Source organism: Bradyrhizobium sp. th-b2 (genome assembly GCF_000426785.1).
Taxonomy (GTDB): Bacteria; Pseudomonadota; Alphaproteobacteria; order Rhizobiales; family Xanthobacteraceae; genus Bradyrhizobium; species Bradyrhizobium septentrionale.
Genome location: NZ_AUGA01000009.1, coordinates 69,481 through 86,511, shown reverse-complemented (window position 1 = coordinate 86,511; position 17,031 = coordinate 69,481). Strand labels below are relative to the sequence as shown.

Annotated in this window: 21 protein-coding genes, 2 tRNA genes and 1 pseudogene; 10 read left to right on the top strand and 14 right to left on the bottom strand. The window is 64.5% G+C overall.

The window, feature by feature from the left end:
• Positions 1 to 43 precede the first annotated feature (43 nt).
• Positions 44 to 129: transfer RNA gene (locus tag K359_RS0115595), tRNA-Tyr, on the bottom strand.
• Positions 130 to 440: 311 nt separating this feature from the next.
• Here K359_RS0115595 and rlmB point away from each other — a divergent pair.
• Positions 441 to 1,265 (top strand): 23S rRNA (guanosine(2251)-2'-O)-methyltransferase RlmB, encoded by an 825-nt coding sequence (gene rlmB / locus K359_RS0115590; protein WP_029080179.1) that lies wholly within the window; start codon positions 441 to 443, stop codon positions 1,263 to 1,265.
• Positions 1,266 to 1,323: 58 nt separating this feature from the next.
• Here the strand turns inward: rlmB and K359_RS0115585 are convergent, their stop codons facing one another.
• From K359_RS0115585 to K359_RS52065, 4 genes are all read right to left on the bottom strand, one after another.
• Positions 1,324 to 1,743, bottom strand: a complete 420-nt coding sequence (locus tag K359_RS0115585) for a hypothetical protein (protein ID WP_029080178.1) — start codon at positions 1,741 to 1,743, stop codon at positions 1,324 to 1,326.
• A gap of 78 nt (positions 1,744 to 1,821) precedes the next feature.
• On the bottom strand, positions 1,822 to 2,295 hold the full coding sequence (locus K359_RS0115580) for a hypothetical protein (RefSeq protein WP_029080177.1): 474 nt from the start codon (positions 2,293 to 2,295) through the stop codon (positions 1,822 to 1,824).
• Positions 2,296 to 2,456: 161 nt separating this feature from the next.
• A complete protein-coding gene (locus K359_RS0115575) occupies positions 2,457 to 3,152 on the bottom strand; it encodes an urease accessory protein (protein ID WP_029080176.1) in 696 nt (231 codons plus the stop codon).
• 151 nt (positions 3,153 to 3,303) lie between these two features.
• Complete coding sequence (locus tag K359_RS52065) at positions 3,304 to 3,771, bottom strand: dienelactone hydrolase family protein (RefSeq protein ID WP_029080175.1); 468 nt, start codon at positions 3,769 to 3,771, stop codon at positions 3,304 to 3,306.
• A gap of 234 nt (positions 3,772 to 4,005) precedes the next feature.
• Between K359_RS52065 and K359_RS0115560 the strand changes: the two genes are divergently transcribed.
• From K359_RS0115560 to K359_RS57245, 7 genes are all read left to right on the top strand, one after another.
• Entirely contained in the window at positions 4,006 to 4,437 is a 432-nt protein-coding gene (locus K359_RS0115560; RefSeq protein ID WP_029080174.1) for a hypothetical protein, read from the top strand.
• A gap of 166 nt (positions 4,438 to 4,603) precedes the next feature.
• Positions 4,604 to 4,678, top strand: a tRNA-Thr gene (locus tag K359_RS0115555).
• A 2,241-nt stretch (positions 4,679 to 6,919) separates the two neighbouring features.
• A complete protein-coding gene (locus K359_RS0115530; RefSeq protein ID WP_029080171.1) occupies positions 6,920 to 7,210 on the top strand; it encodes a hypothetical protein in 291 nt (96 codons plus the stop codon).
• 175 nt (positions 7,211 to 7,385) lie between these two features.
• Complete coding sequence (locus K359_RS0115525; RefSeq protein ID WP_029080170.1) at positions 7,386 to 7,574, top strand: hypothetical protein; 189 nt, start codon at positions 7,386 to 7,388, stop codon at positions 7,572 to 7,574.
• Positions 7,575 to 7,662: 88 nt separating this feature from the next.
• Positions 7,663 to 7,929: a hypothetical protein gene (locus K359_RS52060; protein WP_035976629.1), complete on the top strand. Its 267-nt coding sequence runs from the start codon at positions 7,663 to 7,665 to the stop codon at positions 7,927 to 7,929.
• A 115-nt stretch (positions 7,930 to 8,044) separates the two neighbouring features.
• Positions 8,045 to 8,236, top strand: a complete 192-nt coding sequence (locus K359_RS0115515; protein WP_245284620.1) for a hypothetical protein — start codon at positions 8,045 to 8,047, stop codon at positions 8,234 to 8,236.
• Positions 8,237 to 8,370: 134 nt separating this feature from the next.
• Entirely contained in the window at positions 8,371 to 8,940 is a 570-nt protein-coding gene (locus K359_RS57245) for a hypothetical protein (protein WP_051346143.1), read from the top strand.
• A gap of 62 nt (positions 8,941 to 9,002) precedes the next feature.
• Here the strand turns inward: K359_RS57245 and K359_RS52050 are convergent, their stop codons facing one another.
• The 4 genes and pseudogenes from K359_RS52050 to K359_RS0115495 form a co-directional block, all read right to left on the bottom strand.
• Positions 9,003 to 9,779: an SRPBCC family protein gene (locus K359_RS52050; protein ID WP_245284619.1), complete on the bottom strand. Its 777-nt coding sequence runs from the start codon at positions 9,777 to 9,779 to the stop codon at positions 9,003 to 9,005.
• A gap of 40 nt (positions 9,780 to 9,819) precedes the next feature.
• Positions 9,820 to 10,047: pseudogene (locus K359_RS64390) on the bottom strand (DUF2652 domain-containing protein); the annotation flags it as partial.
• 214 nt (positions 10,048 to 10,261) lie between these two features.
• Positions 10,262 to 11,128, bottom strand: coding sequence for an alpha/beta fold hydrolase (locus K359_RS0115500; protein ID WP_029080168.1), 867 nt, complete (start codon positions 11,126 to 11,128; stop codon positions 10,262 to 10,264).
• On the bottom strand, positions 11,125 to 11,493 hold the full coding sequence (locus K359_RS0115495) for a hypothetical protein (protein ID WP_029080167.1): 369 nt from the start codon (positions 11,491 to 11,493) through the stop codon (positions 11,125 to 11,127). The genes K359_RS0115500 and K359_RS0115495 overlap by 4 nt, the downstream gene beginning before the upstream one ends.
• Before the next feature lie 476 nt (positions 11,494 to 11,969).
• Between K359_RS0115495 and K359_RS0115490 the strand changes: the two genes are divergently transcribed.
• A complete protein-coding gene (locus K359_RS0115490; RefSeq protein WP_029080166.1) occupies positions 11,970 to 12,221 on the top strand; it encodes a hypothetical protein in 252 nt (83 codons plus the stop codon).
• A gap of 58 nt (positions 12,222 to 12,279) precedes the next feature.
• On the opposite strand, the gene K359_RS0115485 is transcribed toward K359_RS0115490, so the two are convergent.
• From K359_RS0115485 to K359_RS0115470, 4 genes are all read right to left on the bottom strand, one after another.
• The gene (locus K359_RS0115485; RefSeq protein WP_029080165.1) at positions 12,280 to 12,519 is read right to left on the bottom strand and encodes a DUF6719 family protein; all 240 of its coding nucleotides are present in this window, start codon (positions 12,517 to 12,519) and stop codon (positions 12,280 to 12,282) included.
• A gap of 186 nt (positions 12,520 to 12,705) precedes the next feature.
• Entirely contained in the window at positions 12,706 to 13,419 is a 714-nt protein-coding gene (locus K359_RS0115480; RefSeq protein WP_029080164.1) for an outer membrane protein, read from the bottom strand.
• Between the two features lie 277 nt (positions 13,420 to 13,696).
• On the bottom strand, positions 13,697 to 14,140 hold the full coding sequence (locus K359_RS0115475; RefSeq protein WP_245284618.1) for a hypothetical protein: 444 nt from the start codon (positions 14,138 to 14,140) through the stop codon (positions 13,697 to 13,699).
• Positions 14,141 to 14,343: 203 nt separating this feature from the next.
• Positions 14,344 to 14,667 (bottom strand): His-rich protein BRANT, encoded by a 324-nt coding sequence (locus K359_RS0115470; RefSeq protein ID WP_035976653.1) that lies wholly within the window; start codon positions 14,665 to 14,667, stop codon positions 14,344 to 14,346.
• A 277-nt stretch (positions 14,668 to 14,944) separates the two neighbouring features.
• Between K359_RS0115470 and K359_RS0115465 the strand changes: the two genes are divergently transcribed.
• A complete protein-coding gene (locus K359_RS0115465; RefSeq protein ID WP_029080161.1) occupies positions 14,945 to 15,505 on the top strand; it encodes a lipopolysaccharide assembly protein LapB in 561 nt (186 codons plus the stop codon).
• A gap of 197 nt (positions 15,506 to 15,702) precedes the next feature.
• Here K359_RS0115465 and K359_RS0115460 read toward each other — a convergent pair whose 3' ends face one another.
• Positions 15,703 to 16,896, bottom strand: a complete 1,194-nt coding sequence (locus tag K359_RS0115460) for an MFS transporter (protein WP_029080160.1) — start codon at positions 16,894 to 16,896, stop codon at positions 15,703 to 15,705.
• Between the last annotated feature and the right edge of the window lie 135 nt (positions 16,897 to 17,031).

Genomic DNA, 17,031 nt, shown 5'->3' with positions numbered 1-17,031 from the left:
TTTGCTGGCTTGCCCAGCCGTAGCTCGCGAAGCGAGCGAAGGCTGGTGGGGGAGGCAGGACTCGAACCTGCGAAGCCATGAGGCGGCTGATTTACAGTCAGCTCCCTTTGCCACTCGGGACACTCCCCCGTCCAACAGCATCAGAACCGGCCGCGCGAGTGGCGGCGGACCGGGTCATCGAAATGACGCTGATAACCGGCCGACCCGAAGCGGGTGCGCGGTCGGGCGCGTTTATGGGCGAAGGCGGTCCCCAAAGTCAACCAAGCCGGCCGTCTATTTGGCATACTTTTGCGGGCTGGCGCGATCTCTGTTCCAAACCGGCATATGGGGGGGCTAGATTCTTGTTTTTTGACGCGTTTTCTTCACGCGAACCGGTCCCCACTTCGCTCGAAAACGCTGTGTAAATTGCCAATATTCGGGAGCCGTGACACAAGCCTCACATGAGCGATCGCGACCGCAAACCCAATTTCCGAGGCAAGGGCGGTAAACCCTTCCAAAAAGGGCCAAAATTTGCCCGTCCGCCGGCCTGGCGGGACCGCGAATCCGGTTCCGACGGGCCGGTGATTCTGTATGGCTGGCACACGGTGGCGGCGGCCCTGGCCAACCCGGACCGCCAGATCCGCAAGCTTTACCTCACCGAGAACGCGGCCAAGCGGCTGGCGGACGAGAACATCGAAACCCGGGTCACCCCGGAGATCGTCCGTCCCGGCGACATCGACCGGCGCCTCACCCCGGATGCCGTGCATCAGGGCCTTTTGGCGGAGGCCGATCCCCTGCCCTCGCCCGATATCGACACGCTGGCGCTGGAAGGCATCGTGCTGGTGCTCGACCAGATCACCGATCCGCACAATGTCGGCGCCATCCTGCGCTCGGCTGCGGCATTCGCGGTCAGGGCGATCGTCACCACCGCCCGCCACAGCCCCGAGGCGACCGGCGTGCTGGCGAAATCCGCCTCCGGCGCGCTCGAGCTGGTTCCTGTTGTCACCGTGCAGAATCTGGCGCGCGCGCTGAACGAATTGAACGAGCGCGGCTTCCAGACCGTCGGCCTCGACAGCGAGGGCTCGGAGGATCTCGGCAAGGTTCAGCTGCAGGCGCCGCTCGCGCTGGTGCTCGGCGCCGAAGGCAAGGGCTTGCGGCAACTGACGCGCGAGACCTGCCGCGTCGTCGCCCGTCTCGACATGCCCGGCGAGATCAAGAGCCTCAACGTCTCGAACGCCGCCGTGCTCGCGCTCTATATCGGCGCCAGCCGGCTCAACCTGATGTAGCAGCAGCGCCCGCTCGCGAGACGCGAACGGGCGCTAATGTCTTGGATCGATCGCCGGATCAGTAGTAGCGGCGCAGCACCGGGTGGCCGTAGCGATAGCCGTAGTGCGGACGATAGCCATAGTGATGGCGATAGCCGTAGTGCCGGTATCCATAGCCATAGTGGCGGCGATAGCCATAGCCGTACGGGCGACCATAGCCCTCGCGATAATACGGACGCGGCGCCCAGTTGCCCGGACCGGTGTAGGTCGGGCCCTGGTTGACGTAATAATACTGCTGCGCCGCGCTGGGATAAGCGGCATCCGGGTCGGGCAGACGTTCGACCGCGCCGTAACCGCCATAGCCATAACCGCCGCAACCGCCGCAGCCGTAATTCACGACGGGCGCGGAATAGCCGCAAGGGTTGAAGCCGCACGCCATTGCGGGAGCGGACACCATGACGGCCACCGCCGCAATCAGTCCTTTGATCATTTGACGCATTACTCTCTCCTGTGGGTCTCGTTGTCGTCGCGTAGCTCTTGATGGCTATGAAGGATCCCCGTTTGCGGGGCTCCCGATTTAGGGGCCTCTCGGTCGCAGTGGCCGCGGCACCGGTCCCGGAAGCCGCTGAGGCCCGTTGAATTGCGGCGCGTAGATCACCGGCGGCGGATCGACCGGCACATTGGATTGCGCCGGCAGCGGCGCGGAATGCGCCGACCATGATTCATGATAGCTCTCGGCCGGCTGCGGCAGGCGCCGGTTGGCCGGCGGCTCGATCTCGAGCCGGCCGTAACCCGGCATGCGGCCGAGGCTCGGATAATAGTGGCCGACATTCGGCACCGGATCGATCGGGCGGCCGCCATAGACGGTCGGCACCATCGAGTCGTTGCGGGCAAGGCCCATCGCGCTTTCGATCACCGCGTAGGAGGCGTCGACACCGTTGATGATGATGGGCACGCCCGGGCGCACGGGCACGACGATGTCGAAGCCGCCCCCGGCCAGCGCCGTCGAGGTCATCGCAGCCAATATCGCCAGCGCAAGACTTACGCGCATGTCACCCAGCGTCCCGAATTGTTCCATCCGCAGCCTAATCCAAGCCCTTGGCGGAAGGGTTAAGGGCGCGGGCCAAACTTCCGGTAAGCCTAACGCGTAAGCATCGGCATCCGCTCAATGCGGCGATGCGGAATCAGAAATCGTTAACGGCCGCTGGCGGATCAGGTGAACGCGTTCTCGACGATCGAATGGATCCCGATCGCGATCGTGACCGCGCCGACCGCGATTTGCAGCCCGCGATTGGCCCAGGTCAGCCAGCGCGCCGAGGCCGCCAGCGGCACCGCGATCACACTCGACAGCACGCCCATGCCGATCATCGAGCCGATGCCGAACAGCGCGACATAGCCAAGCCCGATCACCGGGTTTGGGGCCTGCGACACCGTCAGCACCAGCAGCGCCGCGGACCCCGCCATGCCATGCATCAGGCCGACCAGCAGCGTGCGCCAGCGGAAACCGTGCGCGTGGCTGTGGGCGGCGCAGGCATGCGGCAAGATTTCGCCGGCGTGGCTGTGGGCGTGGAAATGCGCGGTGCCGTCGCCATGCGAATGGCTGTGAAAGTGCACGCGGTCGCGCCACAGCCGCCACCACAGATGCGTGCCGAGGCCGACCAGCATGACGCCGACCGCGGTCTCGATCGGCTGCGCGACCGTCTCGGGGATCGCCCGCCCGAGCAGGATCGCTGCACCGGCAAAGATGAACAGTGTCAACGTGTGGCCGAGGCCCCAGGTCAGGCCGTGCTTGACGATGTCGCCGACATGGGTCCGGCGTGCCGCAATGCTCGATACCGCCGCGATGTGATCGGGCTCCAGCGCGTGCTGCATGCCGAGCAGAAAGCCAAGACTCAAGATTCCAAACATCGATCCCCCGCGCCCGCGCCGTCACTGCAGATCAAACACCACATCGCTGATCTTGTCAGGCCAGCACCTCGTCAAACAAGCACGTCGTCAAACAGGCCTTGCATCGCCGCCCAGGAGCGGCGATCGGCCCGCGCATCGTAGAGCGCGGATTTCATGATCGAGCCATCGGCGGTCGGGTTGGTGAAGCCGTGCAGCGTGTGCCGTAGCTGATCACCTGCCAGTCGGCAACCTTGCCGGCGCGCATCTCGTTCTCGAAGGCCACCACCTGATCGGGCGGCGCCAGCGGATCGTCGGCCCCCGTCAGCACCAATGCCGTGAGTGTCGCGAGCGCCGCACGGGACCGCGCGCGAAGCATGGCGGGGTTTGTGCGCAGGCCGCCGATCAGCGTCATCGCCTGCTGCAGATCGGCGGCTTGCCGCCGCTCGCCGAACATGTCGGCCGCGAGCGCGACATAGCCGTGCTCGGCCAGCCTGCGCGTCCGCTCCATCGCGAAATCGCCAAGCCCAAGCCCTTCGTGGAACACCAGCACGCCGGGACGCTTTACGCCGGCGTCGTTGAAGGCGAGATAGCCGCGCAGAGTGGCGTCGCCGCCGGCATAATCGATGTCGCGTGTGTGCATGCAATTCTCGTCAAACCGAGCATGATCCGGAAAAGTGGGCACCGGTTTTCCCGCGACAAACGCGAAGCGTTTGCGCTGAGATCATGCTCGAACAAGTAAATCGAGCGTGATCCGGAACGCATCATGCGCGAGCGTTGCGGAACTTCACACTGGTTTGAACGCAGGGCAAGGCCGCGCCGGAACAGGCGCCGCGCAGCGAGATTAGCCCCTCACGACGACGAGAGGAGATTTCGCATGACACAACTCAGGATTCATGGACGCTTCCTTGGCGCTGCAGCCCTGCTCGCATCAACACTGGCCAGCCCCGCGATGGCGCAACAGACCGTCGGCACCGCCGCCCGTTGCTCGAATGCCTGGCCCGACGCCCGATGCGAGAGGATGGCGCCTGGCACCACCGCCACCACCACTCGCGACCGCACCTATCGGCGGGATCGCGACTGGCAGGGCAGCTACAACCGGTATGACCCCGGGCCTGCCGACGTCGCGGCCGGTGTGGTCGGCGGCGCGGTCGGCACGGCAGCTGCGATCGCCACCGCCCCGTTTGGCGGTCCGGAATACGCCCGCACCCCGATCGGCGGCGAGGAATATGCACGGCAGAACGGCTTCGTCTGCACCCCCGGCACCTGGTTCCGCGGCAGCGACGGCCTCCGGCATCCCTGCCAGTAGCTCACGCAAAGCGCTGACGGCGGAAAAGGCGGCCTTCGGGCCGCCTTTTCCGTGCCCGTCCGGTCGAAGCGAGGGGATCGGTCCGCGCATTCAGGTTCTGGACATCGGCTCTTCAGGTTCTGGCCCTGACGCACCAAGTCTGCTATGCGAGCGCGCAAATCATTTCGCCGGCTTAGCTCAGCGGTAGAGCAGCAGTTTTGTAAACTGAAGGTCGGGGGTTCAATCCCCTCAGCCGGCACCAGTTGGTTTGGCCGACATTCCGCTCTTGTCCATTGGGGTGGAGGTTACCCCCATGGATAAGAGCGCCCGTGCGGCCTTTGGCGGTTCTACCAGGACCGCCAATCAATCCGGCTAGCCGTCACACCGGGCTTCCAGCCGATAGGGCTCCCCGGCCTTCCTACGCATAACCACGACGCTATCGACAAGCTCTCGAAAGCTCGCGGCCAATTCGCAGGTTACCCGGCCGTTGGCACCGGAAATACGTTCTAGGTTCTGCTTAAAACGCACGATCGCGGTGGGGTGCGGGTCGACGGTAGCAACAAGTTCCTCAAAAAATGATGATGTTGAAATTCCCGCGATCGGCGGGTCGATAGCAGCACAAATGAGTCCCGTCGCTGCGGCGGGTCAGAGTCGTGGGCTGTTTGGCGCAGCCGCCGCTATCGGTGTTGCGAACCACAGGTGCGGGATAGTCGGGAAACACGCCGAGACGCCGCCAACTGAGGCGGCCCAGACAAAGTTACGCCGCCCGTTTGAAATAAATACGGACGGCGCTCCCCTAGCCCCGAGAGGGTACGAACAAAATCCCGGATATTGCACTTCTCGAGTGCGATGACCTCTTTACTTGCGGAGCCTGTCCTTCTCCTTCTGCATGGCGGCAGCACTTCTGTTGATCTGTTTGCTCCAGAAGTGGTTCAGGGCGGTTCTAATTACCGTGTCGCTCTTGTTTGCCCATCGTCTGCGGAAATTAACTATTCTCTTCACGCCGATATCTGCATGGGATGGGTGTCGACCCATCACGTCGGCGCTCGCAAACCCGGCGACCGCTGCCACTCGCTCAAGTGTGAGCCGGTTTCGGCCAGACGAGCCTTGCGGACCAGGCGCTGGCGCTCGATGCCTGGGGGAGTCCCCCGGGCCTCCTTGCGGAGCCGCTCTGCCTGGATGCCAAGACGCTGTTCAAGTGATTGAGTGTGTATGAGATGTCGCTTCATGGACATGGCGCGCTCCATTCCGTTAGAGGAAGGCGGGAGCGCGATCGAGCGTTCTCATCACCGATATAAGCCACGGGTTCGGGCGGTGATGGACCTACTGTGTGCCTGTCTGGAGCGAATAGCGAGCTATTTATTTCAGGCTTATTGTCGCAACTCGCGCAATGATTAGCGCCCAACGAATGATGGGGCCGGAACGTTTGCTGTGGCTCTACGGTAGGCCGCCAACTGACCCAGCCTTACCCCGAGCGATCTGCCATCGCCTTATCGATTTCCACAGCCAGATTCCTAAAGTGGGCAGCGAGGCGTTCGTACAGTTCTCGCTTCTTCTGGTCTGTAGCGCTTCTGGCAATCTGGTCGGCACAGTCGGCTTCGGCGCGTAGTTTCTTTGCGCTGGCCTTCATCGGGAAGTGACCTCAGCTGACCGAGATCGTCCGTCGTCCACAGCAACCCCGCCAACTCGCGGGAGAATATGGCAGCTCCGAGCCTTGAGAAGCGAGCCTTGTCGCTGCGGAACTGGCTGGAGGATGGCTCTTCGACGCCGCCGCCGATGCAGTCCGCTCCTGCAAGTCTCTTGATGACCCCGTGAATGCCGACCGTCCTGCCGCCGTTGTTGCCTTCAAACCGAAGTGCCTGGGCATCGAGTCCTCCATCCAGATAGACTCGGCTTAAGCCGAGTTGTGTTGGACCAAGCCGAGCATTTATTTGCGGCTCAATCAAAGCGCCTTGCGGCTTACCCACAACGTACACAGGAGGCCGTATTTTCCCGGTCGTCAGGCGGCGCTTCACATCACCGATCGCGCTGACGACCCCCCGCTGCATGCTACGCGCCGACCGACGCTGAGCCGTCATACGAAACAATTACCTTCCGGCGATCCGCCTCACCGCGGCCATCTCAAGATTCCCGATTGCTGAGAAGGAGAACGCGAGTGTGGAGATCAGCTTTTGCAATCATGGTCATCGCCTGCATGATGTCGCGTGTCGCATCGGCGCAGGACATCTTCCTGCCGGACCCCCAGAAGATCGATTCCATGACCAGGAATTGTGTCTACAACAACGCGTTTTATTCCCAGGGAGCCCTCATCTGCCTCGGCGGGGGGCGCGGCCTCCAGTGCAGCAGCGGGAGTTGGGTCCCCACGCAGGATCCCACTGCCTGCAAGGATCAAGTCCCCACGCCATCCCCGCGGTGACCTTTCGCCTTCCCGTCTCGCTAACCAGCCAGTTCGATTTCTCGCCCGCGTGCTGTGCATCGTCCTGAACGGGAGCGCCAAGGCGCGATGGACAACGGCCAGCGCCACGCTGAATTGCAGGCATGCACCGCCAGACAAAAGACGAAGCAAGCATCGCGGCCTGCTGGCGAAGCCGCTGCGGCTGGTCAGCTTGGCGCCGTCGAGCGTCAGTGCACGTCGGGCAAATGCACTTGCTCCTACATCGCGTCGACCTGCAAGAGCTGGAATCGCACCCATGGCGGCGATCTCGCCGTCTGCGACAGCTACCGTCAGAGCTGCCTGCAGGGCGGCCGGTGGGACGACAGAAACCGCCATATCGAAATGGCGGTGAAGCGTTAGGCTAACTCGCCCTCCAGACCGGCCTTTGCCGGAGGGCCGGTTCGGAAACACCCGCGACGCCCTGCGCCTTGGCAGGAATCGTGGGATCATTCCCGTAGGATCACCCATCCTCCGCCTTGTTTCTGTCCTTGCAGCCGAGAATGGGGTATGCAGAATGCGGGATGGGACTCAGCCAATGACCTATTTGATCCTTGCCCGTGATGGCACCAGCCAAATCGTGCTGAAGCGCGACAGCGAAGATGCGGCCGAGAAGAAGGCGCGCGAGCTGAAGGAGATGGGCTGGTTCGAGGTCGAGGTCCGCGAGGACAAGGCTGGGCACGCAGCGGCGGCCGCGCTGACCGATCGCTCACAGACCCTTCAATAGCGCCTTCCCTTGAAGGACGCCTTCCCATCAATGACGGCTTGATGAACCTTTGCCTGATGGCCCTTACACATATGTGAGGAGCCATCCGATGTCCGATACAGCACATTACCGCTTCCAGTCCGATCAGGCACGACGGCTGGCCCGCCAGGTCACCGACGCCACGGTCCGCCAGCAGCTGCTCGAAATGGCCGAAGAGTACGGCCGCTACGCCGACCTGATCGAGGCCCGCAGCACCGAACCAGCGCCGGCCGCGGCGGCCGCGCACCAGACCGAGCCCCACCCCGTCGCGATGCTGCGCCCGCTGGCCGGCTCGTCCCCCGATCAGCACGCCCAAGGCCTTCAGGTCCGCTCCTGACGCGCTTTCTGAGCGCTGCGCCAAATCCCCGCGAAATCGTCTGAGGATTTGTTCGGAACATTATGCCCGCTCACGCGATTTTCCTCGCATGAGGCTACGCGAAGCCAACCGACATATGCTCCTTCTGGGCGCCTTCACGCTGCTGAGCGTGGCTGCCGCCGGCGCCGTTGCGGCGCTGGATCCGGCGCCCCCGCCGGCCAACGCCGCGGTTAGGCCGGCCCCCAATCAAGCGCCGGCCCCTGACCTGACGCCGGTCCGGATCGTCGGCACCCCGTTCGTCCCGAACACCAATCCCCGCCAACGCTGACCCGCCTCGCACGCCGGGTACGTCACAATTTTGTCACCGCGCCTGCAAAACAGGCGTCTTCGTCAACCATCATGATGGCGAGTGCTTGATTCCGCGCGGTTGCTCTGCTGCAATCCGCCCGCTCAAGGTGCGCCATGAAGTGGATGAAAGAACGCGATCTCCTGATCGCGCAGACAATGGCTTTCGTGGAGTCGGTGAAGGGCAAGCAGCCCGACGCCGGAATGCCGACGCCTGCCCCGCCGACATCTGCCCCGCGAACGACAGCGCCACCGGCCGCCCAGCAGACCGCCGCGCCGCCTGCTATTGCGCCCGCACCCGCCACACCGGCACTCGCCGCCGCTGCCGAGGCCCTGGCCGAGGCCATCGCCACATTCGACATCAAGCCCAAGCCTGCGGCCGAGACGCGGCCCGCGGTCGTGCCGCCGCCGCTGCCGGTGCCGACCGTGATCGAGGGCCTGCCGCCGGCTCCGCCGCCTCTGGCAGTGACCGTCGTCGAGGTCCCGCCGCCACCGGCGCAGCCGCCGCAATTCGCAAAACTCGACATCAGCGGCGACTTCGGCTCCGAGGTGCGGGAGCGGGTTGCCAATTTCCGCGCCCAGCAGCAGCGCTTCCTCAGGGAGCGCGAGGAATACTGCACCACGACGATGGCCAAGGTGCGCGCCGCGATCCGCGACAACAGCGACCTGCCGCGCTCCGGCAAGTAACCAGCGACCTGTTCACCTGATGGCCTTGCCCCCCGCGCTTGTCCGCCGGGGTCGATTGGACTTCAGCGCAGCGCGCCCGATTTCACCGGATCGGTCAGGAAGCGTCCGCTCGATCGCGTCAGCGCCGGCTCCTCCACTGCGTCGGAAACGGGCTGCTTTCCTTCCAGCATCGATCGCAAGCCGGCGATCGCCCGGGTCATGCGCTCGGCGTATTTGGCCAAGGCGCCGTCGACGAACGCCCTGTCCTTCGGCTTCGGCTTGGCGAGCCGCAGCTCCAGATGCGTCGTTCCGTCTGGACCGTCCAGAACGGCGCGGGTCATCACGATCCGCGGCGCGTCGGGGACCGGAAGCGTGATGCCCACCGTGAAGTAATCGGCCGGGTGCCAATCGAGCAGCTCTTCGACGACGGTATGGTTGCCGTGCATGCAGTGATTTTTGGTGCCGACACCGCGCCGTCCCTTGCCGGATTCCTCGACAATGGTGTCGGCGTCCCACCATTGCTGCCACTGCCCGGGCACGGTTAGAAACTCCCACACCGTCTGCCGGGGCGCGGCGATATCGAACTCCAGCATGGCGTGGGCGTCGGCGCGCGTCACCTCCATCCGCCTTTGCGCGTCGTCCTGCTGCCAGGCCGCCTCGAGATCGCGCACCCACAGCGTCACGTCGCCGATGATGTCGATGGTTTCGCGATGCGCGATGAGACCTTGCGCCACCGGATCGACGCCCATGGCGCGGATCGCCGCGTCGCTGTAGAGCGCGTAGGCGCACCCGCCGACCTTTTCGCAAACCGTGTTCTTGAGCAGCCGGTGGACCAGAATGACGTCCGGCGAGCTCTTCACGCCCGCCCATCTTCTGCTTCACCATCTCGCCATGATGGACGACGAATTTGAAATCGAGATCGCCCATCGCGACGCAGGCCCGGCACTCGCACGCCGAGGCCTGGCTAACGCTGCGCAGGCGCCGGCGGAACTTGAAATAGGCGCCCTCGATCGCGTCCTGCAGCAACGAGCCGTCGATTGTCTCGGCGGTGGTGTAGACGAACGCGGCGTCGCCCTCGAACTTGGCGAGGCGAAATGGCGGGCGCAGCGCTTTCACCACCGCGTCCATGAAATCGGCGATGATGTCCTGGGCATGGTCGAGCTCGACCGCCGCGAGGAAGTTCGTATAGCCGGAGATGTCGGCAATCGCGAAATAGGCTGCTTCAGCTTTCGGAAGCATCGAGACCTCTTACGCAACCGGTTCACGCCAATCGTGCGGACGCGCAGTCTGTCACCCGCGCCGCCGGCGGTCGAGGGGCACAGCAGCGGTTCTGACGTGTTTCTCAGCGCGAACCGGTGCTCTGGCGGCCGCCGATCTTCTCCAGCACCGGCAGCAGATACTTCAGGAATTCGCCCGGATTCTCGCTCATCGGGAAATGGCCGAGGCCTTTCATGATGGTGACCTCGCTGCCGGCAATGCTGTTCGCCACCGCGACCGTCTCCTCCGGCGTGCAGGAATAATCGTACTCGCCTGACAGCAGGAACAGCGGGCAGCGTTTGGTGTCGATCTCGGCGATGCGGGCGCGGATATCGCCGTCGATCTTGTAGAAATAGAGGTCGCCCTTGAACACGCCGGGCCCGCCTTGCATGTAGTGCCACAGCGTTTCCCACTTCTCCTTGTTGGGCGCGTCGGGCCCGACCAGCCCCGAGACGATGGCAGCCGCGACCTCGCCGCCATGCACGTCCGGCCGGTGCAGGAAATTCAGGTCGTAATAGGGATCGACATGCGCGCCGGCCTGCAGGCCGATGATGGCGCGGAAGCGTTCGGGATGCTCGAGCGCGAGATGCAGCGCGATCCGCCCGCCGATCGAGCAGCCGATCACGATCGGCTTCTCCAGTTCGAGCGCGTCCATCACCGCCAGGATCATCGTCGTGTATTGCGTTGATGAGAGCTGGTATTCCTCGTCGTGCCAGCCCTGCGGCGGCGACGACTTGCCGTGCCAGGGCATGTCGAAGGCGATGACGCGATGGTTGCGGGTGACGCGCTCCTCGTTCATCAGGCCGCGATATTGCCGCCCGTCGGCGCCTGCGGTGTGCAGGCAGAGCAGCGGCGTACCCCCGCCCGCCTCCTCGACATAGACGCGGTGCGCCCGGCCGAACAGCTCGAGCTGCATGTAGCGGCCAATGATCGGCTCGAATGTCGCGCTCATGCGGCGGCTCCCTCGCGGCGCAGCTTCGCGAGCGCCTCCTTGAAGTAGCGCAGGTTCGCCATGAAGATTTGCAGCTCGCCCTCGGCTTTCAGCACGCGGCGCTTGATCAGCGCCATCAGGTCGTTGGAGCCCGGCGGCGGCCGCCGCTCGCAGAAGCGGCCCCACTCGGCCTCCGAGGTGCGCAGCGCAAAGGACGACGAGGGCATCACGAACGGCCCCTTGGTCACCGACACGATCCGGCCCTCATGGATCGCAATCAGCCAGGCGGCCGCGCCGATCTCGAGCAGGAAAGTCGTGGTGAGATAGCGGCCGCGCCGCACCAGGCCGGCGTCGCAATTGACCCGTTCCTTCAGCGTTTCGATCAATGTTCGCTCCCCGATGCGGCCCGTCCGCGCTGGCCGCGGCGGGCATTCGTTCTGCTGGCAATGATGGAAGGAATGCTGGGGCCGTCAATCGCTACAGCCGTCGCGCCGCCACGGCGTTTTCGCGTGGGTCGCTAGAGCCAAATTTCGCTAAAGCCAGGACCAGACCAGCGCCACGTTCGCGGCGCAGGCCGCGAACAGCGCGAGCGCGAGCACGAAGTGCACGCGTTCATGGGGGTCTGAAGGATCGCTCTCATGGGGAAAGCATCCGGCGATTCTACCCGTGGAGTCCCGGGGATTCTTTTTTCCGGGGTTTACCACCCGTTAAGGACTCAGGGCCCTCAGCGAAAGGGCCGAAATGACTCATATTTTCAGATGCTTGGCCCGGGATCCCGCTCACGGTTCCGTGATTGGAACGGTGATATTGCCTGAAACCCGGGACGGGTGCTGGCGTTGTCGGGGATCGGGGAAAACGACGAATGCCATACGCGCTGTTCTATCAAGACGCCAAGCTGAGCAAGGCTTATCCAACCGAGGCCGATGTCTGGAAGCTCGCCAGGAAATCGGGGCTGGTGGTCGATACCGTCTCCGGCGAGGAGAAGTCCTCGCCCCGCCCGCTGCTCGAGAACAACTATGAGATCCGGCCTTGCCAGGCGGAGCCCGACGAAGACCCGGTCAAGAACAAGGCCGACGCCGATCGCGAGGCGCGCCTGGAGCCGCGGTTGAATTAAAAAACAGCAGACCGGCCGGCACGCATCGCGGCCGGATGCAAAAGCGGTCGTCCCGCCCTTACGGCGTCGCCGTCGCCAGCGAGGCCTGTTCGGCCGCGAGCGACACGCAGATCTTCCGCCGATGCAGACCCCGGATCGACCCGGTCACCTTCAGTACCTTGCCCGCGGTGCAGGACGCGTCCTGCACGAACACGACTTCATACGGCGCAAGCACGAGGGGTTCGGATTTGAGGATCGTCTGGGCAAGGCACGGCACAGCGACCGCAGAGAGGATCAGCCCTAACGCAAAGCTACGCATGTTCGTTTGTCCACCAGCCCCGGCGATCGCATAATAACGCATCACGATGAAAGTTCCGTGCAATGCAGGAATTATTGTTTGCATTGCACGATCCGGCGTGAATATCCGCTGAATAAGCAAGCGTCGGGCCAACAAAAAAGGCCGACCCGAAGGTCGGCCTTTGATCTCGATGCGACGATGACGCGATCAGTAGCGGGAGCCCACCGGACCGCCCCAGCCGAAGCGGTAGTTGACCCCGACCTTGACGGTATGCTCGTCGTTCCGGAAGCTCGTGCCGACAATGTCGGCCGGACCGCTGGTGAAGGTGGTCTTGCCGAAATTGTAGTACTGGTACTCGGCCTTCGCCGACCAGTTCGGGGCGAACATGTATTCGAGGCCCGCGCCAACCGTGTAGCCGTCCTTGTGGCCGCCGTCGGTCGTGAACGCCGCCGGCACGCCGCCGACCGACGCCGTGATGTTGTTGTTGTCACGCCAGGCGTAACCGCCCTTGGCATAGAGCAGCGTCGGGCCCCAGGTGTAGCCGAGGCGGCCGGTCACCGAACCGAGCTGGTCGGTATTCCCGGTCACGACCGTTCCGGCGGGGAACACCAGACCATTGTTCGACGAGCTCGGCAGCCAAGAGTACTGCGCCTCGACACCCATCACCCAGTTGGGGGCGAACTGATAGTCGAAGCCGCCCTGCACGCCACCCATGAAGCGCGCGTCGCTGCCCATCAGGTTGTTGCCGTCGGTGAACGCGCCGCCGACATGGCCGCCGATATAGAAACCGGTCCAGTTGTAGATGAGCGCCGGAGCGGTAGGCGGCGGTGCCTTGGTATAGGTGCGGGCCGGGATGTCGGCCGCAAACGCCGGGCTCGCAAGAGCGGCCAGCGCGACGGTGCCGAGCAAAAACTTCTTCATCTCTGATCCCCGTGACTTACGCTGCGCTGTTAAGACAAACAACGTGACGCCAATTAGGTTGCTTTGGGGCAATGCCAGACCTGGGATGTTTCCGAGCTGTGACAGGGTCGCAACAACGCCCGTTTGTTCCTTGGCACAGAAGGTTTTTTCACCGGTTAAGCAGCCGCATTTCGGCTGTATGGATGTCGCAAATGCCTAAGCTGAGGTTCAGCGCTCCCCGAAAAGTGATCGGGGATTGCTAACGATCCGGTCAGCTCCGCGACAGAGGCCGCCGCGGTCAGCGCGCCATCTTCTCCAGATCCTGAAATGGCGCGTAGGACGCGCCGGCGCAAGGCTCGGCGGAATTATCCAGGATGCGGTCGAGCCGGCCGTCGACGAACAGCACGCCGCGCTCGCGCGCCGGCCGGTAATTGCCGTCGGTATCCTTCGCGCTGTAGCGCAGGCACACCACGTAGCGCAGCCTGCCCCCGACCGTGCGCTGCGCCGGATCGGCGATTGCCGCCTCGCGCACCCCGACCGGATTGTTGAGGTAGGTCCGCATGAAGGCGAGGATCTGGTCGCGGTACCGGTCCGGAAACGGCTGGTTAGCCACGCCGCGATCATCGGTGAAGGTGGTCGGCCCGCTCCCGCTGTCATCGCTGGTGAGGCAGCCGGCGAGCGGAATCGAGAGCAGCAGGATCGCCGCCAGTTTTGATGATATCCGCAAACGTCGCTGTCTCATGGGTCCCCGGTCGCGTCTCATAGACCGCCGGGCGGCGGAAGGGCAACTCGGTTGTTACCGCTCGTAACGCCCAGAGCGTCTTCTGAAGTCCAAACGCACTCCGGCCCGCCGCCATTGGGGAAGCAATGGAGGGACGGGCCGGTTCTGCATCCTGAGGGCGCAGTGGGGGCAATGTGGAGCGGACTGCGCCCCTCGGATCAGGATCAGCCGCGCTTGGCCGGCGCGACGTGCTTGATCGCGACCTTCGCGTGGACGTGCTTGGTCGCATGCTTCGGCGACTTCACCTTCAGCATGCCCATGTGCTTGTGGTGGCGGTGATGGCGATAGTGCTTGTGGTGGCCCATCTTGGCGTTGGCGTTGCGCACCTTCGACGGCAGCTGCTCGCTCTTGATCACCGGGGCGGCCTTGATCGCCGGGACAGTCGTGGTCGCCGGCGCGGGCGTTGCGACCTTGCCGGTTTCGGCGGCGAGCGCGGGCGCTGCGATCACGGAGATGGCGAGCAGCGCGGCGGAAATCGTCTTGAACATGGTGGTCCTCCTGTTCGGGATCGAGAGGTCTCCGGCCGGATGGTCGGCCTCACCGATCAATGCACGTGACCTTATGGGCCGCGCACTGAACCCGTTCTGAAGGGCGCTGATGGAATTCATTCATGTGAATGACTTCTTTGTCATGTTGCCCGTGCCGGCGCGAGATCACGTAATCGTTGAAACGGCCGGGAATGTTCCGCAGCCCTGGGTGTTCAAGTCAGCAGGCTTCGGTGTAAGATTACCGAGCACGATCAGGAACGATCAGGAGCAACCAGGAATGAGCAAGACGCCGCAGTTTCGTTGGAAGTTTTTGGGCCTCGCAGTGCTCTCGATGACACTCGCCGCCGGGCCGGTCATCTCGGCCTACGCCGCAGGCAGCGACAATCCCTCGCCGCCGGCCTCCGACAGCAGCGCCAGCAAGGGCAAGAAGGCCAAGAAGGACAAGAGCTCCGCGATCGACGATCAGAAGTTCCTCGCCAGCTACCGCGCCGCCTATACCACGATCTACGACCAGCACGACTATACCGCCGCGATCGAGCAGCTGAAGGCGCTCGGCCAGGACGACCGTGCCGACGTCGCCAATCTGATCGGCTACTCCTATCGCAAGCTCGGCGACTACAAGGTCTCGCAGGTCTGGTACGAGCGCGCGCTCAAGGCCGATCCGGCGCATGTGCGCACCTGGCAGTATTACGGCCTCTGGCAGGTCGAACAGGGCAACCGCGATCAGGCGCAATATCATCTGAACCGCATCGCCCAGCTCGCCGGCACCAACAGCGACGAATATCGCTCGCTCGCCGCCGCGCTGGAAAAGCCGCCCGGCACCGGCCTGGTTTACTGAGCGGCCGATCGTCCTGACATCAAGCCGGCGCCGTCACGAGGACCGCGCCGGCTTTTTGCTGCTCTGTAGGATCGGAGGAGCGCAGCGAAACCCATCGCTCGCATCGGCGGTGTCGATGATGGGTTTCGCGGAGTTTATCATTGGGCCGCGCTTTGCGCGAACCCGTTGGCTCTACCCATCCTTGGATCTTCGAAACCTTACGACGTCGCGGCGATCCCGACCTCGCGCCGGCGGCGGCCGAGAATGGCGAGCATCACAAGTGCTCCGATCGAGCAGGCGAGCGCGAGCTCCAGCACGGCATTGCTGCCGGACCGCGTCAGCAGCCAGGCCAGCAGCGGCGGCGACGCCGCCGAGATCAGGTTCAGCGGCAGCGCGATATGCGAGGTCGCCTTGGCGAATTCGCTCTTGTCGTAGAACACCAGCGGGATGGTCGCGCGCGCGACCGCAAGCGCGCCGCTGCCGAGGCCGTAGATCAGGATGAAAGCCGCGATCGCCCAGTAAGTGCCGTGACCGACGATCAGGATCAGCATCGCGACCGGCAGCAGCGTGCCGGCGACGAGCCCGGTCGTGATGCCGTCCCAGCGACCGCCGCCGAGGAAGTCGATCGCGCGCGCCGACACCTGCACGACGCCGAGCGTCGAGCCGAACGCGATCGCCTGGGCCGCCGGCAGCCCCTGCGCCTTCAGAAGCTCGACCAGCACCGCGCTGAAGCCGAAACTGACGAAGGCGTTGAGCCCGATCGCCGCGACCACCAGAAAAAACGTGCTCCTGCCGGCCGGCGGCGGCGCACCCGACCTCTCCGATGGCGATGCGGATGCCGCCTCGCCGACCGCCCGGCGCGGCAGCCCGAAGCTGTAGAGCGGCAGGCAGACGAGAGCCATCGCCGCGGCATAGGCCAGACAGGTGCCGCGCCAGCCCAAGGCCTCCGCGAGAAACGCTGTCGTCGGCCAGAAGATGCTGCTGGAAAGCCCGGTGACCAGCATGAGCGCGCCGATCGCGCCTTTCGCGTTCCGCCCGGCCACCTCGTTCAGCATGATGTAGGCGGCCGTGCTCAGCGCCGCGCTGCCGGCAGCACCGAGGATGGTCCAGGCGATGAAATACAACACCGGCTCGCGCGCGCAGGCCAGTGCCACGAAGCCGAGCGCGGCGATCACGCTGCCGGTCATCATGACGCGCCGCGCGCCTAAGCGCCGGAAAGGCTCCGCCAGCAGCGGGCCGCACAGGCCCATGGTCACGTAGAAGGTCGATGTCCCCGCAAACACCGTGGGAAGGGCGATCTCGAGGTCGGCCGCCATCCGGTGGCCGACGATGGCCGGCAGGCCGAGGGTCCCCCACCCGAACACTTGCGCAATAGCCAGCACGAGCAGGACGCCGGCGATGTCTCGATCCATTCCCGGGAACCGTGCCCGGCCCGCCTTCGCCATTCCCACCCGCCGCGCTTCAACCAAACGCCTTCGCTAACCGATGTGGCATGACGATATCATGACCGGCGCCGTCCGGACCGGTTCGGGCCCGGCGACATCCCC

Excerpts from the sequence above, each read along its gene's own strand:
- K359_RS0115490 (WP_029080166.1), top strand. The coding sequence starts at position 11,970 with ATGCCATACGCGCTGTTCTATCAAGACGCCAAGCTGAGCAAGGCTTAT.
- rlmB (WP_029080179.1), top strand. The coding sequence starts at position 441 with ATGAGCGATCGCGACCGCAAACCCAATTTCCGAGGCAAGGGCGGTAAA.
- K359_RS0115460 (WP_029080160.1), bottom strand. The coding sequence starts at position 16,896 with ATGGATCGAGACATCGCCGGCGTCCTGCTCGTGCTGGCTATTGCGCAA.
- K359_RS0115465 (WP_029080161.1), top strand. The coding sequence starts at position 14,945 with ATGAGCAAGACGCCGCAGTTTCGTTGGAAGTTTTTGGGCCTCGCAGTG.
- K359_RS0115580 (WP_029080177.1), bottom strand. The coding sequence starts at position 2,295 with ATGCGCGTAAGTCTTGCGCTGGCGATATTGGCTGCGATGACCTCGACG.
- K359_RS0115585 (WP_029080178.1), bottom strand. The coding sequence starts at position 1,743 with ATGCGTCAAATGATCAAAGGACTGATTGCGGCGGTGGCCGTCATGGTG.
- K359_RS0115475 (WP_245284618.1), bottom strand. The coding sequence starts at position 14,140 with ATGAGACAGCGACGTTTGCGGATATCATCAAAACTGGCGGCGATCCTG.
- K359_RS52065 (WP_029080175.1), bottom strand. The coding sequence starts at position 3,771 with ATGCACACACGCGACATCGATTATGCCGGCGGCGACGCCACTCTGCGC.
- K359_RS52060 (WP_035976629.1), top strand. The coding sequence starts at position 7,663 with ATGTCCGATACAGCACATTACCGCTTCCAGTCCGATCAGGCACGACGG.
- K359_RS0115500 (WP_029080168.1), bottom strand. The coding sequence starts at position 11,128 with ATGAGCGCGACATTCGAGCCGATCATTGGCCGCTACATGCAGCTCGAG.
- K359_RS0115575 (WP_029080176.1), bottom strand. The coding sequence starts at position 3,152 with ATGTTTGGAATCTTGAGTCTTGGCTTTCTGCTCGGCATGCAGCACGCG.
- K359_RS0115515 (WP_245284620.1), top strand. The coding sequence starts at position 8,045 with ATGCTCCTTCTGGGCGCCTTCACGCTGCTGAGCGTGGCTGCCGCCGGC.
- K359_RS0115470 (WP_035976653.1), bottom strand. The coding sequence starts at position 14,667 with ATGTTCAAGACGATTTCCGCCGCGCTGCTCGCCATCTCCGTGATCGCA.
- K359_RS0115480 (WP_029080164.1), bottom strand. The coding sequence starts at position 13,419 with ATGAAGAAGTTTTTGCTCGGCACCGTCGCGCTGGCCGCTCTTGCGAGC.
- K359_RS0115485 (WP_029080165.1), bottom strand. The coding sequence starts at position 12,519 with ATGCGTAGCTTTGCGTTAGGGCTGATCCTCTCTGCGGTCGCTGTGCCG.
- K359_RS0115525 (WP_029080170.1), top strand. The coding sequence starts at position 7,386 with ATGACCTATTTGATCCTTGCCCGTGATGGCACCAGCCAAATCGTGCTG.
- K359_RS57245 (WP_051346143.1), top strand. The coding sequence starts at position 8,371 with ATGAAGTGGATGAAAGAACGCGATCTCCTGATCGCGCAGACAATGGCT.
- K359_RS0115560 (WP_029080174.1), top strand. The coding sequence starts at position 4,006 with ATGACACAACTCAGGATTCATGGACGCTTCCTTGGCGCTGCAGCCCTG.
- K359_RS0115530 (WP_029080171.1), top strand. The coding sequence starts at position 6,920 with ATGGACAACGGCCAGCGCCACGCTGAATTGCAGGCATGCACCGCCAGA.